At 31.0% G+C, this 18313-nt stretch carries 13 protein-coding genes, 1 rRNA gene and 1 riboswitch; of the genes, 5 read left to right on the top strand and 9 right to left on the bottom strand.

Features of this window, described 5'->3' with window-relative positions; translation table 11 throughout:
- Positions 1-32 precede the first annotated feature (32 nt).
- The gene (locus E4J94_RS04175; RefSeq protein WP_168801823.1) at positions 33-2777 is read right to left on the bottom strand and encodes a TonB-dependent receptor domain-containing protein; all 2745 of its coding nucleotides are present in this window, start codon (positions 2775-2777) and stop codon (positions 33-35) included.
- 208 nt (positions 2778-2985) lie between these two features.
- Here E4J94_RS04175 and E4J94_RS04170 point away from each other — a divergent pair, with 208 nt between their 5' ends.
- Both E4J94_RS04170 and E4J94_RS04165 read left to right on the top strand, forming a co-directional pair.
- Positions 2986-3666, top strand: coding sequence for a response regulator transcription factor (locus tag E4J94_RS04170; protein ID WP_135834615.1), 681 nt, complete (start codon positions 2986-2988; stop codon positions 3664-3666).
- A gap of 9 nt (positions 3667-3675) precedes the next feature.
- Entirely contained in the window at positions 3676-4704 is a 1029-nt protein-coding gene (locus E4J94_RS04165; RefSeq protein WP_135834614.1) for a sensor histidine kinase, read from the top strand.
- Here E4J94_RS04165 and E4J94_RS04160 read toward each other — a convergent pair.
- Positions 4701-5105, bottom strand: coding sequence for a hypothetical protein (locus tag E4J94_RS04160; protein WP_135834613.1), 405 nt, complete (start codon positions 5103-5105; stop codon positions 4701-4703). The two genes, E4J94_RS04165 and E4J94_RS04160, sit on opposite strands and share 4 nt — an antisense overlap.
- Positions 5106-5215: 110 nt before the next feature.
- Between E4J94_RS04160 and leuS the strand changes: the two genes are divergently transcribed.
- Positions 5216-8071: a leucine--tRNA ligase gene (gene leuS, locus E4J94_RS04155; protein WP_135834612.1), complete on the top strand. Its 2856-nt coding sequence runs from the start codon at positions 5216-5218 to the stop codon at positions 8069-8071.
- A gap of 51 nt (positions 8072-8122) precedes the next feature.
- On the opposite strand, the gene E4J94_RS04150 is transcribed toward leuS, so the two are convergent.
- Positions 8123-8482 carry a hypothetical protein gene (locus E4J94_RS04150; protein WP_135834611.1) on the bottom strand — a complete coding sequence of 120 codons (360 nt, stop codon included), beginning with the start codon at positions 8480-8482 and terminating at the stop codon, positions 8123-8125.
- A gap of 96 nt (positions 8483-8578) precedes the next feature.
- Here E4J94_RS04150 and E4J94_RS04145 point away from each other — a divergent pair, with 96 nt between their 5' ends.
- A complete protein-coding gene (locus E4J94_RS04145) occupies positions 8579-9115 on the top strand; it encodes a GNAT family N-acetyltransferase (RefSeq protein WP_135834610.1) in 537 nt (178 codons plus the stop codon).
- 28 nt (positions 9116-9143) lie between these two features.
- A complete protein-coding gene (locus E4J94_RS04140; RefSeq protein WP_135834609.1) occupies positions 9144-10073 on the top strand; it encodes a hypothetical protein in 930 nt (309 codons plus the stop codon).
- Positions 10074-10125: 52 nt separating this feature from the next.
- Here the strand turns inward: E4J94_RS04140 and E4J94_RS04135 are convergent, their stop codons facing one another.
- The 6 genes from E4J94_RS04135 to rrf form a co-directional block, all read right to left on the bottom strand.
- The gene (locus E4J94_RS04135) at positions 10126-12390 is read right to left on the bottom strand and encodes a DUF5074 domain-containing protein (RefSeq protein WP_135834608.1); all 2265 of its coding nucleotides are present in this window, start codon (positions 12388-12390) and stop codon (positions 10126-10128) included.
- Between the two features lie 34 nt (positions 12391-12424).
- Positions 12425-13624, bottom strand: a complete 1200-nt coding sequence (locus E4J94_RS04130) for a PKD-like domain-containing protein (protein ID WP_135834607.1) — start codon at positions 13622-13624, stop codon at positions 12425-12427.
- A gap of 14 nt (positions 13625-13638) precedes the next feature.
- Positions 13639-14775 (bottom strand): YncE family protein, encoded by a 1137-nt coding sequence (locus E4J94_RS04125; protein ID WP_135834606.1) that lies wholly within the window; start codon positions 14773-14775, stop codon positions 13639-13641.
- Positions 14772-16766 carry a TonB-dependent receptor gene (locus E4J94_RS04120; protein WP_246034251.1) on the bottom strand — a complete coding sequence of 665 codons (1995 nt, stop codon included), beginning with the start codon at positions 16764-16766 and terminating at the stop codon, positions 14772-14774. Before E4J94_RS04120 ends, E4J94_RS04125 begins: the two co-directional genes overlap by 4 nt.
- A gap of 100 nt (positions 16767-16866) precedes the next feature.
- Positions 16867-17052: riboswitch (cobalamin riboswitch) on the bottom strand.
- A 74-nt stretch (positions 17053-17126) separates the two neighbouring features.
- Entirely contained in the window at positions 17127-17564 is a 438-nt protein-coding gene (locus E4J94_RS04115) for a cytochrome c oxidase assembly factor Coa1 family protein (protein WP_135834605.1), read from the bottom strand.
- Between the two features lie 663 nt (positions 17565-18227).
- Positions 18228-18313, bottom strand: a 5S ribosomal RNA gene (rrf, locus tag E4J94_RS04110); the annotation flags it as partial.

The raw sequence follows: 18313 nt of genomic DNA, 5'->3' as shown, positions 1-18313 counted from the left end.
AAATGTTTTATTGTGTTTGTTTTATTGTGTTTTTAAAATTGATAGTTTACTGATAATCCGAAGTTCATCCCTTTTTTATAACTCAAAGTTTTTACATCTCCATTCAAGTTTTCTTGTACACGATCTATTGTTGGATTTAGAAGATTTTTAGCAGAGAAGTTGATTCCAATGTTTTTATTCAATTTCGAACGTAAAATAAAATCTAATGTGCTAAATCCTTTATCTACTTGATTACCTCTTGTTTCAGTTCCAAGTGCATAGATACGATCAGAGAAGTAATTGTAAGCCACAGTCGCCATGATGCTTCCTCCTCTCTCCCATTTCTTAGAATAAGATAAATCTGCATTTGAAATGAAGTCTGAAGCTCCTGTAAAAGCATCTTCTGCATTTGTAAAGTTGGTGTTAATACGTTGTCCATTAAACAATGTTTCGTTATACACTTTTTCATTGTTCAACTCTTGATTCGAATACATGTAAGCCGCATTAAGACCTACAGTTAATTGTTCTGGATTAGATGATTTATTATCTAAAATAGTCTTTCTAACTTCTAATTCTGCTCCAACTGCATATCCCCAATCACCTGTATTTGCGTAAGAAATATCATTAGATGATGAAGCAATTGTAGTAGTATTAATTGGATCTTGAATATATTTTCCGAAACCTCCGAGAGAGATTACTTCTCCACTTTTAGGAAACCATTCCCATTTAATATCGGCATTATAATTTGTAGACGGATATAACATTGGATTTCCTCGGAAAGTTTCTGTTACATCTTCGTAAACAAACATGGCTGTTTCTTTGAATTGAGGAAGTGTATAGGTTTTAGATGTTGCAAAACGGAAGTTTTGATTCTCAGTTAATTTATAACGTAACATCAAACTTGGTAATAATTCGAATTGATCGAATGAACGATCCCCTTTAGATAAAGCTGTATACCAATCAATGCTTTGTTTTAGATACTCCGCACGTACTCCCAGTACTGCCGTTAACCTATCATTAAAGTTATATTCTACCTCTGCAAAACCTACTTGAATATCTTTTTGTCCACTATATTCTTGTGGTTTGTATCTTCCGTTTGGTTCCATATCAAAAGTTACAATACCGAACTTAGATCCATAATTTGATTGATTAAAAAATGCATCCAAATTATTTGGATCAACTAAATTTCCTCCATTGTATAATCTAAAGTTAAACTGATTAGCTTCAAAATCTCTTTCTTTATGTCTTCCTTGATATCCAACAGAAATTCTTGCTTTATACTCTTTTAAGTCTCCTCCAAAAACATGGTTATATTCTAAATTAGCAGATATTTCGTTCTCATTAAGACTTTGATAATAACGGTTATTTAATGACGCATCTTGATCTGCTAGAAGATAAACACCAGTCTGTTTTTTTAATCGCATAATATTTTGAATACGATCTGGCATATCTTGTTTAACAGTATTATAAGATACTCCCCAATGAAATTCAGATTTATCATTTAATTTGTGATCTCCTAATAATTGGTTTACAAAAACTTGGTTTTTTTCATATGTTCCCCGACGAATAAAACCTAATTCATCGTCTCCAGTAACATCGCGTACATAACCTTTGTATTCTTGTAAACTTTGAGAAGTATTGTTGATAAAAATACTATTTACTCTTAATCTATTATTTGCATTAAAATCATAATACAAATTAACCATTCCTGTTGTGTTTGTATTGTAACTATTCTTCGTATAATCAGTCAAATTGTTTAAATATGCCCCTTCTGCATTTACAGAGGCTGCTAAACCATTCTCGATACTTTGAGCAGAATTATCAAAAGAAGCTGTTGCAAAGAATCCGAATTTTGCTCCGTTTTCAAACTTGTAACTTTTTCCTCCTTTTATATTAAAACCGCCGGCTACAGCAGATTTAGATTGAGGATTGAAACTATTTGTAAAATTATATCCGGTTGTTGCATTTGCTGGAATTTTTGTTTTTTGGAAACCAAACCAATTTGGTCCATCTTGTAAGTTGAAGTTTTTATTGGTAATCGCGTTAGAATTCAAGTTTAATCCTGTTCCGATTTCTAAGAAACCTTTTCCTTCATATAATTTTGATGCAATATCAATATTTGCTCCGCCAAAATCAGCCATCATTCTCACATTGAATGTTTTACTCAACGAAATATAATCAATAACGTCAGTTGGAAATAAATCTAATTTAATATTCTTATTACTAGGATTTTCTGACGGAACTGGCAAACCATTCAATGAAGTATAATTATAACGATCTCCTAATCCACGTACAAAAACATCTCCTGTACCTTCTTGTTTCGTTACTCCAGCCATTTTTGCAACTGCCGAAGCCGCATCACTTACACCTTTACGATCCAATTCTGCTGCACCAATATTCTCTACCATTTTCACAGATTTCTTCTGTATATTAAGTAAAGAAGCTTCTCCAGATTTATCTTTTCTACCTGTTACAACAGCTGTAGTCAAATCAATATTACTAATATCAACAGGTTTCAAATACATGTTTAATGTATTCGAATCTGATAAATTTTGAGAAACAGATTGATATCCATCTACTTTAATATCTAATTGATATGTATCATCTGGAACAGAAATTTCGTAGTGACCTTTCTCGTCTGTTTTTGCTTGAATATTTAATCCTTCAACCACAAAAGTTTTTTCAGAAAGTGGTTGGTTTGTTTTTTGATCAAATAAAGTTCCTTCTAACTTAATATTAGTTTGTGCAAAAAGTGCTGCCGAACCTAATAATAAAAGTAAAGTTAAATTGCGTTTCATTGAAATTGTATAATTCGTGTTTGTTTGATGGCAAAGTTGCTGCAATCCAATGAAAAACATTTTTAGAAATTGTAAAGATTTTGTTAGGTAATTGTTATGAAATTATCGTAACTTTAAATGAATGTTAAGAAATGTTTTTACCTAATTTCTCCTAAAATTTAAGCTTAATTTTACATCGACTAATTTTATTTAGTTATTACAAACAATTATGAAGAACATTAAAATTTTATTAGTTGACGACGAACCAGATATCTTAGAATTTATTGGTTACAACTTAAAAAAAGAAGGTTTTGAAGTAGAAACAGCTCAAAACGGAATTGAAGGACTTAAACAAGCTAAAATTTTTCGTCCAGATTTAATTCTACTAGATGTTATGATGCCGCAAATGGATGGAATGGAAATGTGTGCGGAATTAAGAAAGTTAGATTCTTTCAAGGATACTTTAGTTGTTTTTCTTTCTGCTCGAGCTGAAGACTTTTCACAATTAGCAGGATATGAGGCAGGAGCGAATGACTATATTTTGAAACCAATAAAACCAAAAGTTTTAATTAGTAAACTAAATGCTTTATTGAAATTAAAACAACCTAACGAAACGCCAAAAGATGAATTCATTAAACTAAATAATTTCGAGATTAACCGTGAAACTTATAAAGTAAATTTCCAAGGAGAAGATTTCTTATTACCAAGAAAGGAATTTGAACTAATTGCTTTACTAGCTTCAAATCCTGAAAGAGTTTTTAAACGTGAAGAAATTTTAGAAAAAGTTTGGGGAAATGAGGTTGTTGTAGGCGGGCGTACAATTGACGTACATATGCGAAAATTACGAGAAAAATTTGGAAACGATCGATTCTCTACAATAAAAGGAATAGGATACAAAATAAATGACTAAAAGCTCATAATGGCTTCAACTTTCAAAGTTCAAAACATTTTTCTATTTGCCTTTCTCAGTACTTTAATCTTGGCATTAGGATTTGTTTTGTTCTCTTTTCTATGGTTTGGAAATATTCAATTTATTCTTCAAGAAAAATTGTTTTTCTTTAGCTTAATGATTTTGTTATTGATTGGATTATCAATATTTTATTGGTTTTCTCTAAAAAATCAACGCAAAAAAGATTTTACTGAAATTTCTAAAAACATTCCTCAATTTCAATCTAATCATATTGATTTTGAAGAACTTTCTCAAAAAATATCAACAATAACAGAAGATCAATCCAAAGAAATTGATTTCCTCCATGAACGAGAAAATTATCGTAGAGATTTTTTAGGAAATATTTCTCACGAACTAAAAACTCCTCTGTTTTCAGTACAAGGCTATTTATTAACTCTGATAGAAGGAGGTGTTGAAGATGAATCTATACGCGATAAGTATTTAAACCGAATTAATAAATCTGTTGATCGTTTGATTTATTTAGTGAAAGATTTGGATATGATTTCAGAATTGGAACGCGGACGAATTAATATAGAATTTTCTGTATTCAACTTAACTGCTCTTGTTCAAGATGTAATCGATTTATTGGAAATAAAAGCCGAAAAAAATAACATCAAAATTTCTCTTAATTATCCTATTCATCAACCAATAAAAGTTGTTGGAGATATACAAAAAATACAACAAGTTTTAATTAATCTAATAGTAAATGCGATTAATTATTCAAATCCAAATACTGAGATTTCTATTGACTTTGAAGAATATGATGATAAAATTCAAGTATCAATAAAAGATCAAGGTGTTGGGATAAAACAAGAAGATATTGACCGTATCTTCGAACGGTTTTATCGTGTTGACAAATCTAGAAACAGGAATAATGGAGGTTCTGGTTTAGGATTAGCAATCGTAAAACATATTTTAGAAGCACACAAACAAAAAATATATGTGACTAGTAAAGTAGGAAATGGATCTACTTTTTCTTTTTATTTACAAAAGGCTTAATATTTTTGTTTCGTAAACTTTAAAGTGATATTATGTTTAAAAATTTTAAGCGTATCATTCTTAGCATCTTTCCACAGAAAATATGGAGGTTCTACATTCAATGCATTACCCTTAGATACTAAAGAATCTCCAAATAACTCAGCATATAAAACTGTATCATTCTTTAATATAGATTTATCATCATAATCAATTAGATAATAATCATTTCTCAAATACATTGGATCTTTAACACGTAAAGTAGAATCTTTATGATCTATGTTCCATTGGATATGAATAGGATTAAATCCATCTTCATAGCCTACGAAAATACGAGTTGTATTCACAATATGTCTAACAGAAAAAATTAAGACAATAAAAAAAACAAGTATACCGATATAATAAAATATCAATTCTTTTTTCATAGTGTTGGTTTAGGGATTGATTGTTAATATACAAATATCGCCATTCTAGCTCAAATGACATATAAAAAACGTAAATTTGCATTAATTTAATTTTAATATAACTTCCGAAAATGCAATATAATCCGAATGAAATCGAACCAAAATGGCAAAAATTTTGGATTGAGAAAAAGACGTTTAAATCTGATAATCAATCAGAAAAACCAAAATTTTATGTATTAGACATGTTTCCTTATCCTTCTGGAGCTGGATTACACGTAGGTCATCCACTTGGATACATTGCATCAGATATTTATTCTCGATACAAAAAATTAAAAGGTTTCAACGTTTTACATCCTATGGGTTACGATTCTTTTGGATTACCTGCAGAACAATATGCAATTCAAACTGGTCAACATCCTGCAATTACAACTACTACTAATATTGAAGGTGGAGTTGATAAACAAGGAAATATTATTGCTGGTTACGAAAACCAAATGAAAAAAATTGGTTTAGGATACGATTGGGATCGCGAAATCAGAACTTCTGAACCTGAATATTATAAATGGACGCAATGGATTTTTAATCAATTATTTGATTCATATTATGATAATTCTACAGATAAAGCTGAATCAATTTCTAAATTAGTTGAAACTTTCAAAACTGAAGGTAATGCAAATGTAAATGTTGTTTCTGATGACGATATCGAGATTTTTTCAGCAGAACAATGGAAGGCTTATTCCGAAAAAGAACAACAAACTATTTTATTAAAATATCGTTTAACTTTCTTAGCTGAAGCAGAAGTAAACTGGTGTCCAGATTTAGGAACTGTTTTAGCAAACGACGAAGTAATTAACGGATTATCAGAACGTGGAGGATTCCCTGTTGTGCGAAAAAAAATGACACAATGGATGATGCGTATCACAGCTTATGCAGATCGTTTGTTAACAGGCTTAGAAAAATTAGATTGGCCTGATCCAATCAAAGAATCACAAAAAAACTGGATTGGTAAATCGCAAGGAGCTTCAATCTTTTTTGATGTTCATGGACATGCTGATAAAATCGAGGTATTTACAACTCGTCCTGATACTGTTTTTGGTGTTTCTTATGTGACTTTAGCCCCAGAGCATCCTTTGGTTTCTAAAATTACAACAGCAGAGAATAAAGCAAAAGTTGACGCTTATGTCGATTATACTTCAAAGCGTTCTGAAAGAGATCGTTTAGCAGATGCTAAAAATATTACAGGAGAATTTACAGGCGCTTATGCTATTCATCCTTTCACAGGAAAACAACTTCCGATTTGGATTGGTGATTATGTATTGGCTTCTTATGGAACAGGTGCTGTAATGGCTGTTCCAGCTGGTGATGAGCGTGATTTTGCTTTTGCAAATCATTTCAATTTACCAATTATTAATATTTTCAAAGGTCAAGATATTTCTGAAACTGCTTTTACAGAAAAAGGAGGATTCGAATTGAAAGATTCTGATTTCTTAAACGGATTAGATTACAAACAAGCGGTTGTAAAAGCAATTGAAGCTTTAGAAGAAAAAGGGTTTGGGAAAGGAAAAACAAACTTCCGTTTACGCGAAGCTGTTTTTTCTCGTCAACGTTATTGGGGAGAACCGGTTCCAGTTTACTTTAAGGACGAAATACCTTACACTATTCCAACAACTGCGTTGCCAATTATTTTACCTGAAGTTGATGAATATTTACCAACGAAAGATGGTGAGCCACCGTTAGGACGTGCGACAAAATGGGCTTTTGATACAACAACTAACGAAGTTGTAGACAATAGTTTAATCAATAATGAAACAATTTTCCCTATCGAATTAAACACTATGCCAGGTTGGGCAGGTTCTTCTTGGTATTGGTTACGTTACATGGATGCAAAAAATGACAACGAGTTTGTATCAAAAGAAGCAGTTGATTATTGGCAAAATGTAGATTTGTACATGGGTGGATCTGAGCATGCGACTGGTCACTTATTATATTCTCGTTTTTGGCAAAAATTCTTGTTCGATAAAGGATTCGTTCCTACAGATGAATATGCAAAAAAACTGATTAACCAAGGAATGATTTTGGGAATGACCGCTTATGCATATAGAATTAATGGAACAAATACTTTTGTTTCCAAATCTTTGAAAGATCAACATGAAACAACTCCAATCCGTATTGATGTTAAGTTGTTAAAAGATGGAGGCGACGAATTAGATACAGAAAAATTCAAAACTTGGAGAGAAGATTTTGCTAATGCTGAATTTATCTTAGAGGATGGTAAATACATCACAGGGCGTGAGGTTGAAAAGATGTCAAAATCTTACTACAATGTTTTAAATCCTGATGATATTTGTAATCAATATGGAGCAGATTCATTACGTTTATACGAGATGTTTTTAGGTCCAGTTGAACAATCAAAGCCTTGGAATACTCAAGGTTTATCTGGAGTTTACTCATTCTTGAAAAAATTCTGGAAATTGTATCATTCAGGAGCAGAAGAAGCTTTCTTTGTTTCGGAAGATGAACCTACAAAAGAAGAAATGAAAGTATTGCATCAAACCATCAAAAAGGTTGATGAAGATGTAAACAATTTCTCTTTTAATACGTCTGTTTCTACTTTTATGATTGCGGCAAACGAATTAGGAAAATTAAAAACAACCAAACGTGCAATTTTAGAGCCTTTGGCAATTATTATTTCGCCTTATGCACCGCATATTGCAGAAGAATTATGGTCAAAATTAGGACATGAAACCTCAATTGCGCATGCAGATTTCCCAGTTTTTGAAGAAAAATGGTTAGTTGCTGATGCAAAAGAATATCCAGTTTCATTCAATGGTAAAATGAAATTCTTATTAGAATTACCTTTATCGTTATCAAAAGATGAAATTCAAGAAATTGTAATGAATGACGAACGTACAATCAAACAATTGGGCGATCGTACACCAAAAAACATCATTATTGTTCCTGGAAAAATCATCAATATTGTAGGATAAAATTAATAGATAATACTAAATAAAAAGCCTCTGAAATATTTCAGAGGCTTTTTAATTTTCATGTTGAAAACAAAATCCATTTATATTTTTCGTCATTCGTTTACAACGTAATCCTGCTTTCGTTTTTCCTCTACATTGAGAAGATTTATGTGATACTCCTTTAGCTTCATTAGCTCTTATTCCTAATCCTGTCGAATATTTTGATTCATTTTTCAATGTAGGTTTACATTGTGTACAAGCTGATAAACCCATTCTTTTTGCTTCATTTATCGATAACGAATTCGAAACATTTTTCACATAACGACAAGTAGACGTATGATACTTTTTTCCTGAAGGTGTTTTATAAACAGTTTGTCCAAATAATATAAACGTGTTAAATAAAAAAATAACAACTAAAAAACTTCTACTCATAACATTGCAGACATTCTATATTTATCAAATATAGGCAAGTAAATGAACTTGATTAATAATTAAGCATTTAAAATCATTATTTTATACCTTTACTAGATGAAATATTTACCAACATTAGAAACTGAACGATTAATTATTAGACCAATTACAATCGATGATTTACAAGATTTCTTCGAAATGGATTCTCAACCAGAAGTTCATACATTTCTAAGAGGACAACCTATAAATACAATAGAGGAGATAAAAGAGATTATAGAAGCGCTGCAAATTCAGTATAAAGAACTTGGACACGGACGATTAGCTGTTGTCGAAAAAGAATCTGGAAAAATGATTGGTTGGACAGGTTTTAAATACATAACCGAAAAAGAAGCAATGAATAATCAGTATAATTTTCTAGATTTTGGTTATCGTTACCGAAAAGAAACTTGGGGAAAAGGTTACGCAACCGAAGCAGCAAATGCTTGTATGGATTTTTATCGTAAAAATATGATTGATATTAAACTAAATGCAATTACTCATATTAACAACAAAGCATCCAGAAATGTTTTAGAAAAAGTAGGTTTTGAAGTCACAGAAACATTTCATCTTGAAATGTGGGATTTAGATTGTTTTTGGTACGAATTGAAGAACTAATTGATTATTTATTATTATGAATAAAAGGTTGATTATATTAATCATTGTACTTATTTCGAGTAACGGATTTTCTCAAAAAATATCGATTAATGATTATGAAATTAAAACAACTTTAAATGATTTTAATCTAAAAGGAAAAGTTGAAAAAGTAATTTCAACAGCAACGGATACTAAGGGAAATACGGCAACTTTACCTTTTTTAGAAAATGAATTTTACAATCAAATTTCATTAGAATTTAATCAAAAAGGTTTGTTAACTAAACGAATAAATTATTTGGATTATCAAGGAAAATTAGCTGTTTATAACTATGTTAATTACGATTACAACAACTCGAATTCCATTGATAAACAAACGAATATAGTTATTAACAATGGTGAAGATCCAAAACGAATTGCTTCGGATAAGACCTTTGTTTATGACAACAAAAATCGGTTAATAAACCTGACCGAAAAGATCGAAGGAAAATCGTCAAAATCGAGCTATGAAACCGTTTTCAATTATTCAAATAGATTAGACAAAATCATTACAAAAGTTGAAGGTTCTACTATTTCTGAAAATAATTTGACATACAATAAAAATGGATTATTAGTTTTAGATGAAATGACTTCTTTTGATGGCAAAAAAGGTCGAAAATCATATTATATTTATGATAAAGAAACACCTATTTTTCAGGAAGAAATTGCTGGAAATTCGAGCAAAATAATGTTTTTTGAGAATGGAAGTATTTCTAAATTAAAATCTTTTGACGCAAATAAAACATTGATTTATCAAGCCGATTTTGATTCGAAAAATGAAATTATTAATTTCAAAAAACAATCATTCCGAAATGGACAAACTATTTTAACTTCTTATCAAGTTTTATACGAATATGACTCGAAAAATAACTGGATAAAAGCCTCTATTTCGTCAAATGGAGATTTGAAATATGTTGTAAAACGTGCAATAAATTATTATTAAAAATAAAAGGTTGAGCTAAGCTCAACCTTTCTTCACAAATAAATAACACACACTACTTTTTAATTACTTTGAAAGTAGAATTGTTAACTTTTATGATGTAAACACCTTTTTGTAAAGAGGAAACATCTATTTGATTTTTTCCTTTTTGAAGTGTTTTCTCTATAATTTTAGCACCTGTAATATTGTAAATTTCTGCTTTATCAGCATTTTTCACTTCTATATATAAAATATTTTCAACAGGATTTGGATAAATATTTACAGCAGATTTAGTTAAATCATTTGTACCTAAAACAGCTGTTGAAATTGTAATATTTTGTGAAACAACTTTTCCATTCGAATTGAAAGAAATTTTAATTTTTGCTGTTCCATTTTTTAATGGATTAATTACTAATTCTTCATTATCATTAATCGAAATTTCAGCTACTTCATTATTCTCGATGATTTCTAAATCTTTTACAATCGCAGCTGACAAATTATCTAAATCAGATACTTTGTCTTTCAAATCAATTGTTGTTGCAGTATTAATATGATAAGTCGTCTCTAAACCTTCTATTTCAGGATTATTTGCATCTGGAAAAACAGGTAAAGCTGAGAACCAATAATAATCTTGTAACTGAATTGTTTTCACTAAATTACCTTTATTATCAATCTCGTGAACCCAGTTTTTTTGATAATGAGAAGAATATCCACTTTCTGTTGTTGTAACAATTAAATTATCTGTTATTGGATCAATACGTAATCCAGCACCATAAGGAATTTGTTTGTACTGATTGTCTTGTCCTGGAATTGTTGCAAAACTTTCATTAAATTGACCTTTATCTATATCATATTTTACAATTGTTGGACTTGATGACCAACCAGATCCTGGAAAGAAATAAATAGCATTCTCTTTAGTAGAAGCGCAGAAACTTCCTGCATTCCATGCTCCCCAAGTATTCGGAATTGTTTTCGTTGGAATAGCAATTTCTGTTATTTCTAAAGTAAATGGATCTATTTTAATTATTTTATTTCCCAAAGCTCCCCAAATGTTTCCATCTTTCGTTTGAATTACAGAAGTATAAGCTCCTTCAAAAGTTGTTTTCACTGTATGTGTTTTAGGATCAATAACTAAAATCCCTTTGCTTTGTTTTACAGCAAAAACATATTTAGAAGTTCGGATCATATTTCCTATTTGTCCAGCATAAGTACTTCCTCCACCAGTTCCTTCAACCATTTCTCCAACTTTTAAGTTTTCGATATCGAATAAGAAGATTCCATTTGCAGCTCCGATATAGCCTGTTTTAGGATCAACACCTACAAATGAACGTCCATCTCCTCCTCCAATATTATCGAAGCCAGCGATTTTTTTCATTGTTTTTGCATCTGCTACAACTAATCTTCCTCCAGGAGTATAATTCACATCTCCTCCATCTTTCTCTTGTTTAGATACAAAATAAAATTTATCACCGTAAATTGTTCCGTATTGAGTTGTTGCTCCAAAAGCTTCATTATTGTTTACTTCACTGTAAACACGATAAGAAACTGTACCATCTGGAGCTATATAATTAACAGAACCATTTGTATGCCCAAACCATTCTTCATTTACAATGAAATATCCTTTTGTAAAATCTAAAGTAGGTTTTTCATAAGGTTCGACAGCTACAAACTCATCTGCTAAAGGATAATCTCCAAAATCTTTAGCAAATGACCATGCATCCCAAGATCCATCTTCTAAAACACGACTACTTGCTCCTAAACCAGAATATCCATAATCTCCCTCTTTCTCTTTTACCCAATATGACCAATAACCTTTAGAAGTCCATCCTGATGCCCAATGATCGTTTGTATCTACACTAGTCCATAAATCAAAATCATAATCAGATGTTGTTACTTTTCCATCCTTTGGATAGTAAGGGTAAGTTGTATTCCCATCTTTTACTAAACCAATAGTTCCTTTTCCATCTAAATCGAACCCAAATCCACCAATAGCTGTACCATATTGAGTTCCTTCTAAAGCAAGAACATAAAAACGTGGATCAACCTTAGCGATTTCTAAAATCATATCAACTCCATGTTTTTCTCCATTAAAACGGTATCCCCAAACCATTGCATCTGGAGTTTTATCATCGTTCCATTGTACAACAAGAGCAGCTTTGTTAGTCCCTTCTCCAACCCAATATTTTACATCATCAAATGTAAAGGTTGCATCTCCTGCTTTTGCTTGCTTTTGTGCAGAAATCTTAATATCATTTCGAGGTACGCCTTGTACCTTAACTTGTGCGTTAAGTCCTAGACAAAAAGTTAGGAACAAAACGGTTAGAAAGTAAAATTTTCTCATTTGTTAATATTTAGTTTTATAATTCTCTTAGATTTTAGAAATGTAAATCGTACGCTCCCATAATTTCCGTTGATACTTCGCCTAACCAACCTGCCTCTTGGTTAATACCTGTATAAACTTTGATAAAATCAATTCCTGGAAGTTTCACTTTATTTCCATTTTTATCTACTGCCCAATCAATGTCAATATTGGAAGCTTCATCATTATTAGGAGCATTATCTGCATATCCATAAGCATATGATTTACCAACCCAATAAGTTCCTGTACCACTTTGGTCATAAAAATTATTTGGAAGTAATGTTCCTGTAAATTTTAATTGATTGTCTCCAAACCATAAAGGATAGTAGGATTGAGCATGGAACGAATTTTTGGTTTTATACCCTGTATTTCCCTGATTATCTGTCCATTTTACATATTCAATATCAATATCCCAACCATGAGTTCCTATTACAGGTATTTTATTTTCATCTGGTTTATTGTAGGTAATAGAATAATTTTTAATGGTTTTTAAATTTGTATATTCACTTCCTGCAATTTCGTACCATTCATCATCATCTGGAACTCCGTTATTATTTTTGTCATAAGCAACCATAATAACTCCTGGCTCGCATGAACCTGCTCGTTCTTCTTGTGCCTCATTACCCCAAAAAGCATTTCCTAGAATTTTAAAATCTCTTTTATTGACTTTATTAATGATAGTATGATCAAATCCAAAAACGACATAACCACCATATCCTCCTAAAGAAATTAATTGCCCTTCAGAACCAACAATACTACTCGCTGCTTTTGCAATCATTTGTTCTCGCGTATTACCAGATACATACTCTGGTAAATCGTTTGTAAATTGTCCTACTGCAGGCATAAAATCATAAACTTGAGCAATATATTTGCTATAAGCTTTTGACTCTTTATTTACTGTAATTTGAGTTTCTAATTTTTTTGTTGTTGATAAACCTTTTACTTCTAATGTTAATTGATAAGTTCCTATTTCATCTGAAACAAAAGAAAATGTTTTGTCACTACCAACTATTTCATTTCCGTTTTTCCAAGTATATGTTGCATTTTCAAATCCTGAAACAGTAGGTTCTATTGTAATTATTTTTAGTCGATTTGTTGAATATGAAGAGTTTAATTTCACGTCATCAATTGATAAATTACTATCTGAATCATCGCTACTACAACTTTGTATAAAAGCGAGACTTAATGCTGTAATAAATAGTTTAGAATATTTCATTTTAAGTGTATATTTTATTTATAAACAAAAGCAAAATGTGCAGGAATATTACCTCCATTTGTTTTCCATTTAAACACACCATTTCGGTCAAAACAATAAATAAATCCCATAGACACATAATTTCTTGCATCTGTTAAATACAAATCTTTTGTAATAGGATTTACAGCAATTCCGTATGGTGTTTTTATTTCATTAATTTTTGGATCATTTACTAAGTTAGTATTAATGACTTCCTCTGTTTTGGTATCTATTATTCCAAAAGATTTTTTCCACTGAAAAGTATTATAGTTAAACTCATTTGCATAATAATACAACAGATCGTCCACAATTGTGAAGTTGGAAACAGGAAGATTAAATGTTTTTTTGATTTTGTGTGTTTTAGAATCTAAGACAAAAAGATTAGATGGAATATCATAATAATCTCCTCGAGAAGTGATATATAAATCTCCTTCACTATCTTTTTTGATATGATGTAGATTAATGGCTACATCTATTTTTTTTGTCTCTTTAAATGTTGTTAAATCAATTACTGAAACTGTTTTATCATAATTAGGAACTCTATAACCTCCAGAATTGGCAACATATAAATTATTATCAACGATTTCCAATTCATCTGGTTGATAACCTACAACTTCTTCTCGTGTTATTTTTAAACTTATTGTATCTATTTCAACTACTTTTCCTAGCGGAGCTTTTGGATCTATAGAAACTGGCCCAGCATATGAAGTTGCATAAGCTTTTCCATTTTTGAATGTAATATATCGGCAATTTTCTAACGGAATTGTTGTGATATGTTTTGCCGTTTTAAGATCCATTACTTCAATAAAATTTGAGACATTAATCACAGCATACAATTTATTTCCATAAATTTTGACATCATTCCCAACATCTCCCAATTCTTTTACCATTGTAGGATTCGCCATTGCATACATGTTTCGATGATAAACTCCTGTGGTATAATCCATGTAATCTATCGTTGCTTTGTTGGTTCCCATATTTCCTTCGTTCAACAAATAGAAACCCTGTATGGCTGTATTTTCTGGCTCTGTAACACCATCTAATTCTTCTGCTACTTGATATATGTCTTGATGACAGCTAGAAACAATTATTAAAAAGAATAAGCTAGTTAATATGTGAAAAATATATCTCATAAATTGGCACTTAGTATTAATTTGAATTGTCTTCCTGGCATTGGATAATTAAGTACAATATCATATTGTTGGTTCATGATATTATTCAATTCAAAAGACGTTTTGAACGAAATATTATTTAATTTAAAAGATTTATGAATTCCCACATCATTTGTAAACCACGGATTAAGACGATTATATTTAATATTATCTTGATTGATATCCCAACGCTCGCCAACATAAATAAAACTGTAATTAAAATTCCATGTGTTATATTTTGCACTTAAAACAAAAGAACCACTATGTTCAGGTGCATAAGGAATAAGATCTTTATAGTAAGTGTCTCCTGGATTGGTAAAATCTTGCGCCTTCATAAATGAATAAGTCAACATTGGCGAAAATTTTACTTGTCCGATATCAAAAGAAGAACGTAATTTTATATCTAATCCTTTAATTTTTACAAAACCTAAATTCATCATTGTTGCGCGAAATCTACCATTGAAACCTGCAATAATTTTATCTTTTACTTCATTGTAAAAACCATCAGCTTGTATTGTAAAATTCTTAATAAATGAACTTGTATTCTTAGAATAAGTAAAACCTAAATTATATTGTTCTGTGTATTCTGGTTTTAAATTAGAATAACCTATATCAGTATAATACAAATCATTTAGCGTTGGCATTCTAAAAATACGTTTGTAATATGCTCTAACATTAAAATCTTGATTAGAAAACGGTTTATAATTCGCAATAATAGTTGGTGTCCATACATTTTTATCTGGAGCACTTGTATTCATTTCTACCGACTCTTTCACAAAAGTTCCCAACAAACTCCCTTGCAAAGTCAATTTCCCTAATTGATACGTAGAAGCAATTGCGACAAGATTTGTATGACGAGTTGGATAAGAGAAATTAACCAGATCGGCATCTAAATTATTAAACTGATAATCTGTAGAGACATTCACATCCCATTTATCTGTAATTGAATATAAATTTGCCCAAGAAAAATATACTTCTCTTTGTATATATTCATTATTAATCTTTATCGTAGAAACAGTATCAATATAATGTGTATAATCGTAAGCAAATTTTGCTAACAATTTGGTTTGAAAATTTTTAATCCTCTTCTCATATTTTCCTTGAACAAAATAATTTCGGTCAATCCAAGTTTGTCCACGAGCACCGAAACGTCCACGAACAATAGCAGCTGGTAAACCACGATCCGAATTATACAAATACCCCTTTACATTCCAGTTTGATTGATTCCCTTTTCCCAAAAGTCCCAATTCAAGACGTTTTGCTTCTATTTGTCCATCGTGTCGCGTTGCAATAGTATCATAAGCCTTAGTTCCATCTAATTTATTTCGTCGATATCGAAATTTATATTCTCCATTAGACTTAATATATTCTGCACTCAAAACAGCAGATAATCTATCCGTAATTTTTTGTTCTATTCTTGTTGAAGGATTAATTAATTGTATCGAACCTAACTTATAGCGAAGCGTGGCATTAGTTTTTTTATCTCCAATGAAAACAGGTTTTTTGGTTTGAAGATAAATTGCAGAAGCAGAAGCATAATCTTTTGCTGATTGAAAAATATTACTTTTTTGACCATTATATAAAGAAATCACTTCCATATCATCCAAAGAAAATTTCCCTAAATCGACAATTCCATTCTGAGCATTTCCTAGTTGAATTCCATCATAAAAAACTCCAACATGCTGAGTTCCCATTCCTCGAACATCAATTGTTTTAAATCCACCGACTCCACCATAATCTTTTATTTGAACGCCAGCAAAAAAACGAACAGCATCGGCTACAGAATGACTATTTAAAGCCTCTAATTGCTCTCCTTTCAATTCTTGAACAGGAACAACGGCTTTTGCATTATTTTTTAAAATACTAACTTGCTGAAGCTCTAAAATACTATCATGAATAATTTGCGCAGAGGCAATACGACATGAAAGCAAAATCAAGCTGCAACAAATAATTATAGTCTTTAGATTTCTCATTTAGCAATAATCAATTGTTGCTAACGAGAGTGTATGAAGAAGAATTGAAAGGACGAACCTATCCAAAATTTGAACTTCACGCTTTAGTCCCCGAAAGCATTCAACATGTACAATTTTGGTAGGTCTTCTGACTTACTCCTTTTTTAGAAATCCTTCCCATTATAAACAGTGGATATATATATATTCTAAAAAAATATGGAGCTTACAGCAGCGGGTCTGTTCAGGATTTTCACCTGATTCCCTGTTACCGAACGGTTAAGTTCGCACCAAATGTTAACCAAAAGTAAAATTATTATTTTGAATAAACAATTAAATCTTTATCAATAATGTAAAACAAAAAAAGCTAACTCATTCGTTAGCTTACTCTTTTACTTTATTTATTTGGATTAGTTCTCCAGTTTCATCAATCTGAACAATAATCTTTTCATAATTCCATTTATCAAATTCTTTTTCTCCAACAATAATTGCAGTTCCCGAACCTTTTGTACCTCTTATAGGAACAGTAGCCTCACCAGTATCGTTTGTGATTGAAATATTCCCTCTAAACATTCCATCCTTTATAATGTTTGTACCTAATTTCTGTTGAACTTCAGGGTTTTGATTGATAATATTGATTGCATGTTTTGTAACATCATTATCAGAAGTTATCTTACTAAAACCCCAACAAAGTCCACCAATTATCAATCCAGTAAATAAAATCACAAACGATAAACAACCAACAGGTACTACCCATTTCCAATTACGCTTAAACCAACTTTTCTTTGGTAACAATTGATTATCAAACAGATTTTCTTCCATAATATCTAGGTTTTAAATAAAGATAACAAATTTGCATCTACAAATATTCATTACACGATTCAGAGTAGCTCAAAATGATACTATAACTCTAACGCACCTTGCATAAAACTCACACTAAATTAACAGTGGAATTAAACTCTAAACCTTTCCCAAATAACACAGATAATTATCTAAAGATCGTTTATTAGATTCTACGTTAAATAGCCCCCTTAAATACCCAACACACTCAATTGCTTTCGAGCAGAAATACAAAAAAACCATTCTTTTACTCCTAAGCGCATCGGACAATCATCGCATGCCCATCCGTGAACTCACCGATGCCCATCCGTTAACTCGCCGATGCCCTTTGAACAACTCACCGATGCCCTTCCGTGAACTAATCTATACCCGTAACCTTCTAAACAAGTAAGTTCTGAGAATTATAAAGGAAGCTTCCTTTTTATTAAGAAGAAGCTTCTCGTTGACTAATTAGAAGCCTCTTATCGACTCATAGGAAGCTTCTTGTTTTGAGTTCTGAGAGTTATAAGATGTTCAATACTTAATACTTAATACTTAATACTTAATACTTAATACTTAATACTTAATACTTAATACTTAATACATTGTACAAAAAAGTATAAACACAAAAAAGCCTCAAGTTGTTCACTTGAGGCTTTTAATAAAAACTGGCGACGACCTACTCTCCCGTAAGTAACAGTACCATCGGCGCAGGCAGGCTTAACTTCTCTGTTCGGAATGGGAAGAGGTGA

This window comes from Empedobacter tilapiae (assembly GCF_004785645.1).
GTDB classification, from domain to species: Bacteria; Bacteroidota; Bacteroidia; order Flavobacteriales; family Weeksellaceae; genus Empedobacter; species Empedobacter tilapiae.
Note: the sequence above shows the minus strand (reverse complement) of the source record. Positions and strands in the feature narration are given on the sequence as shown.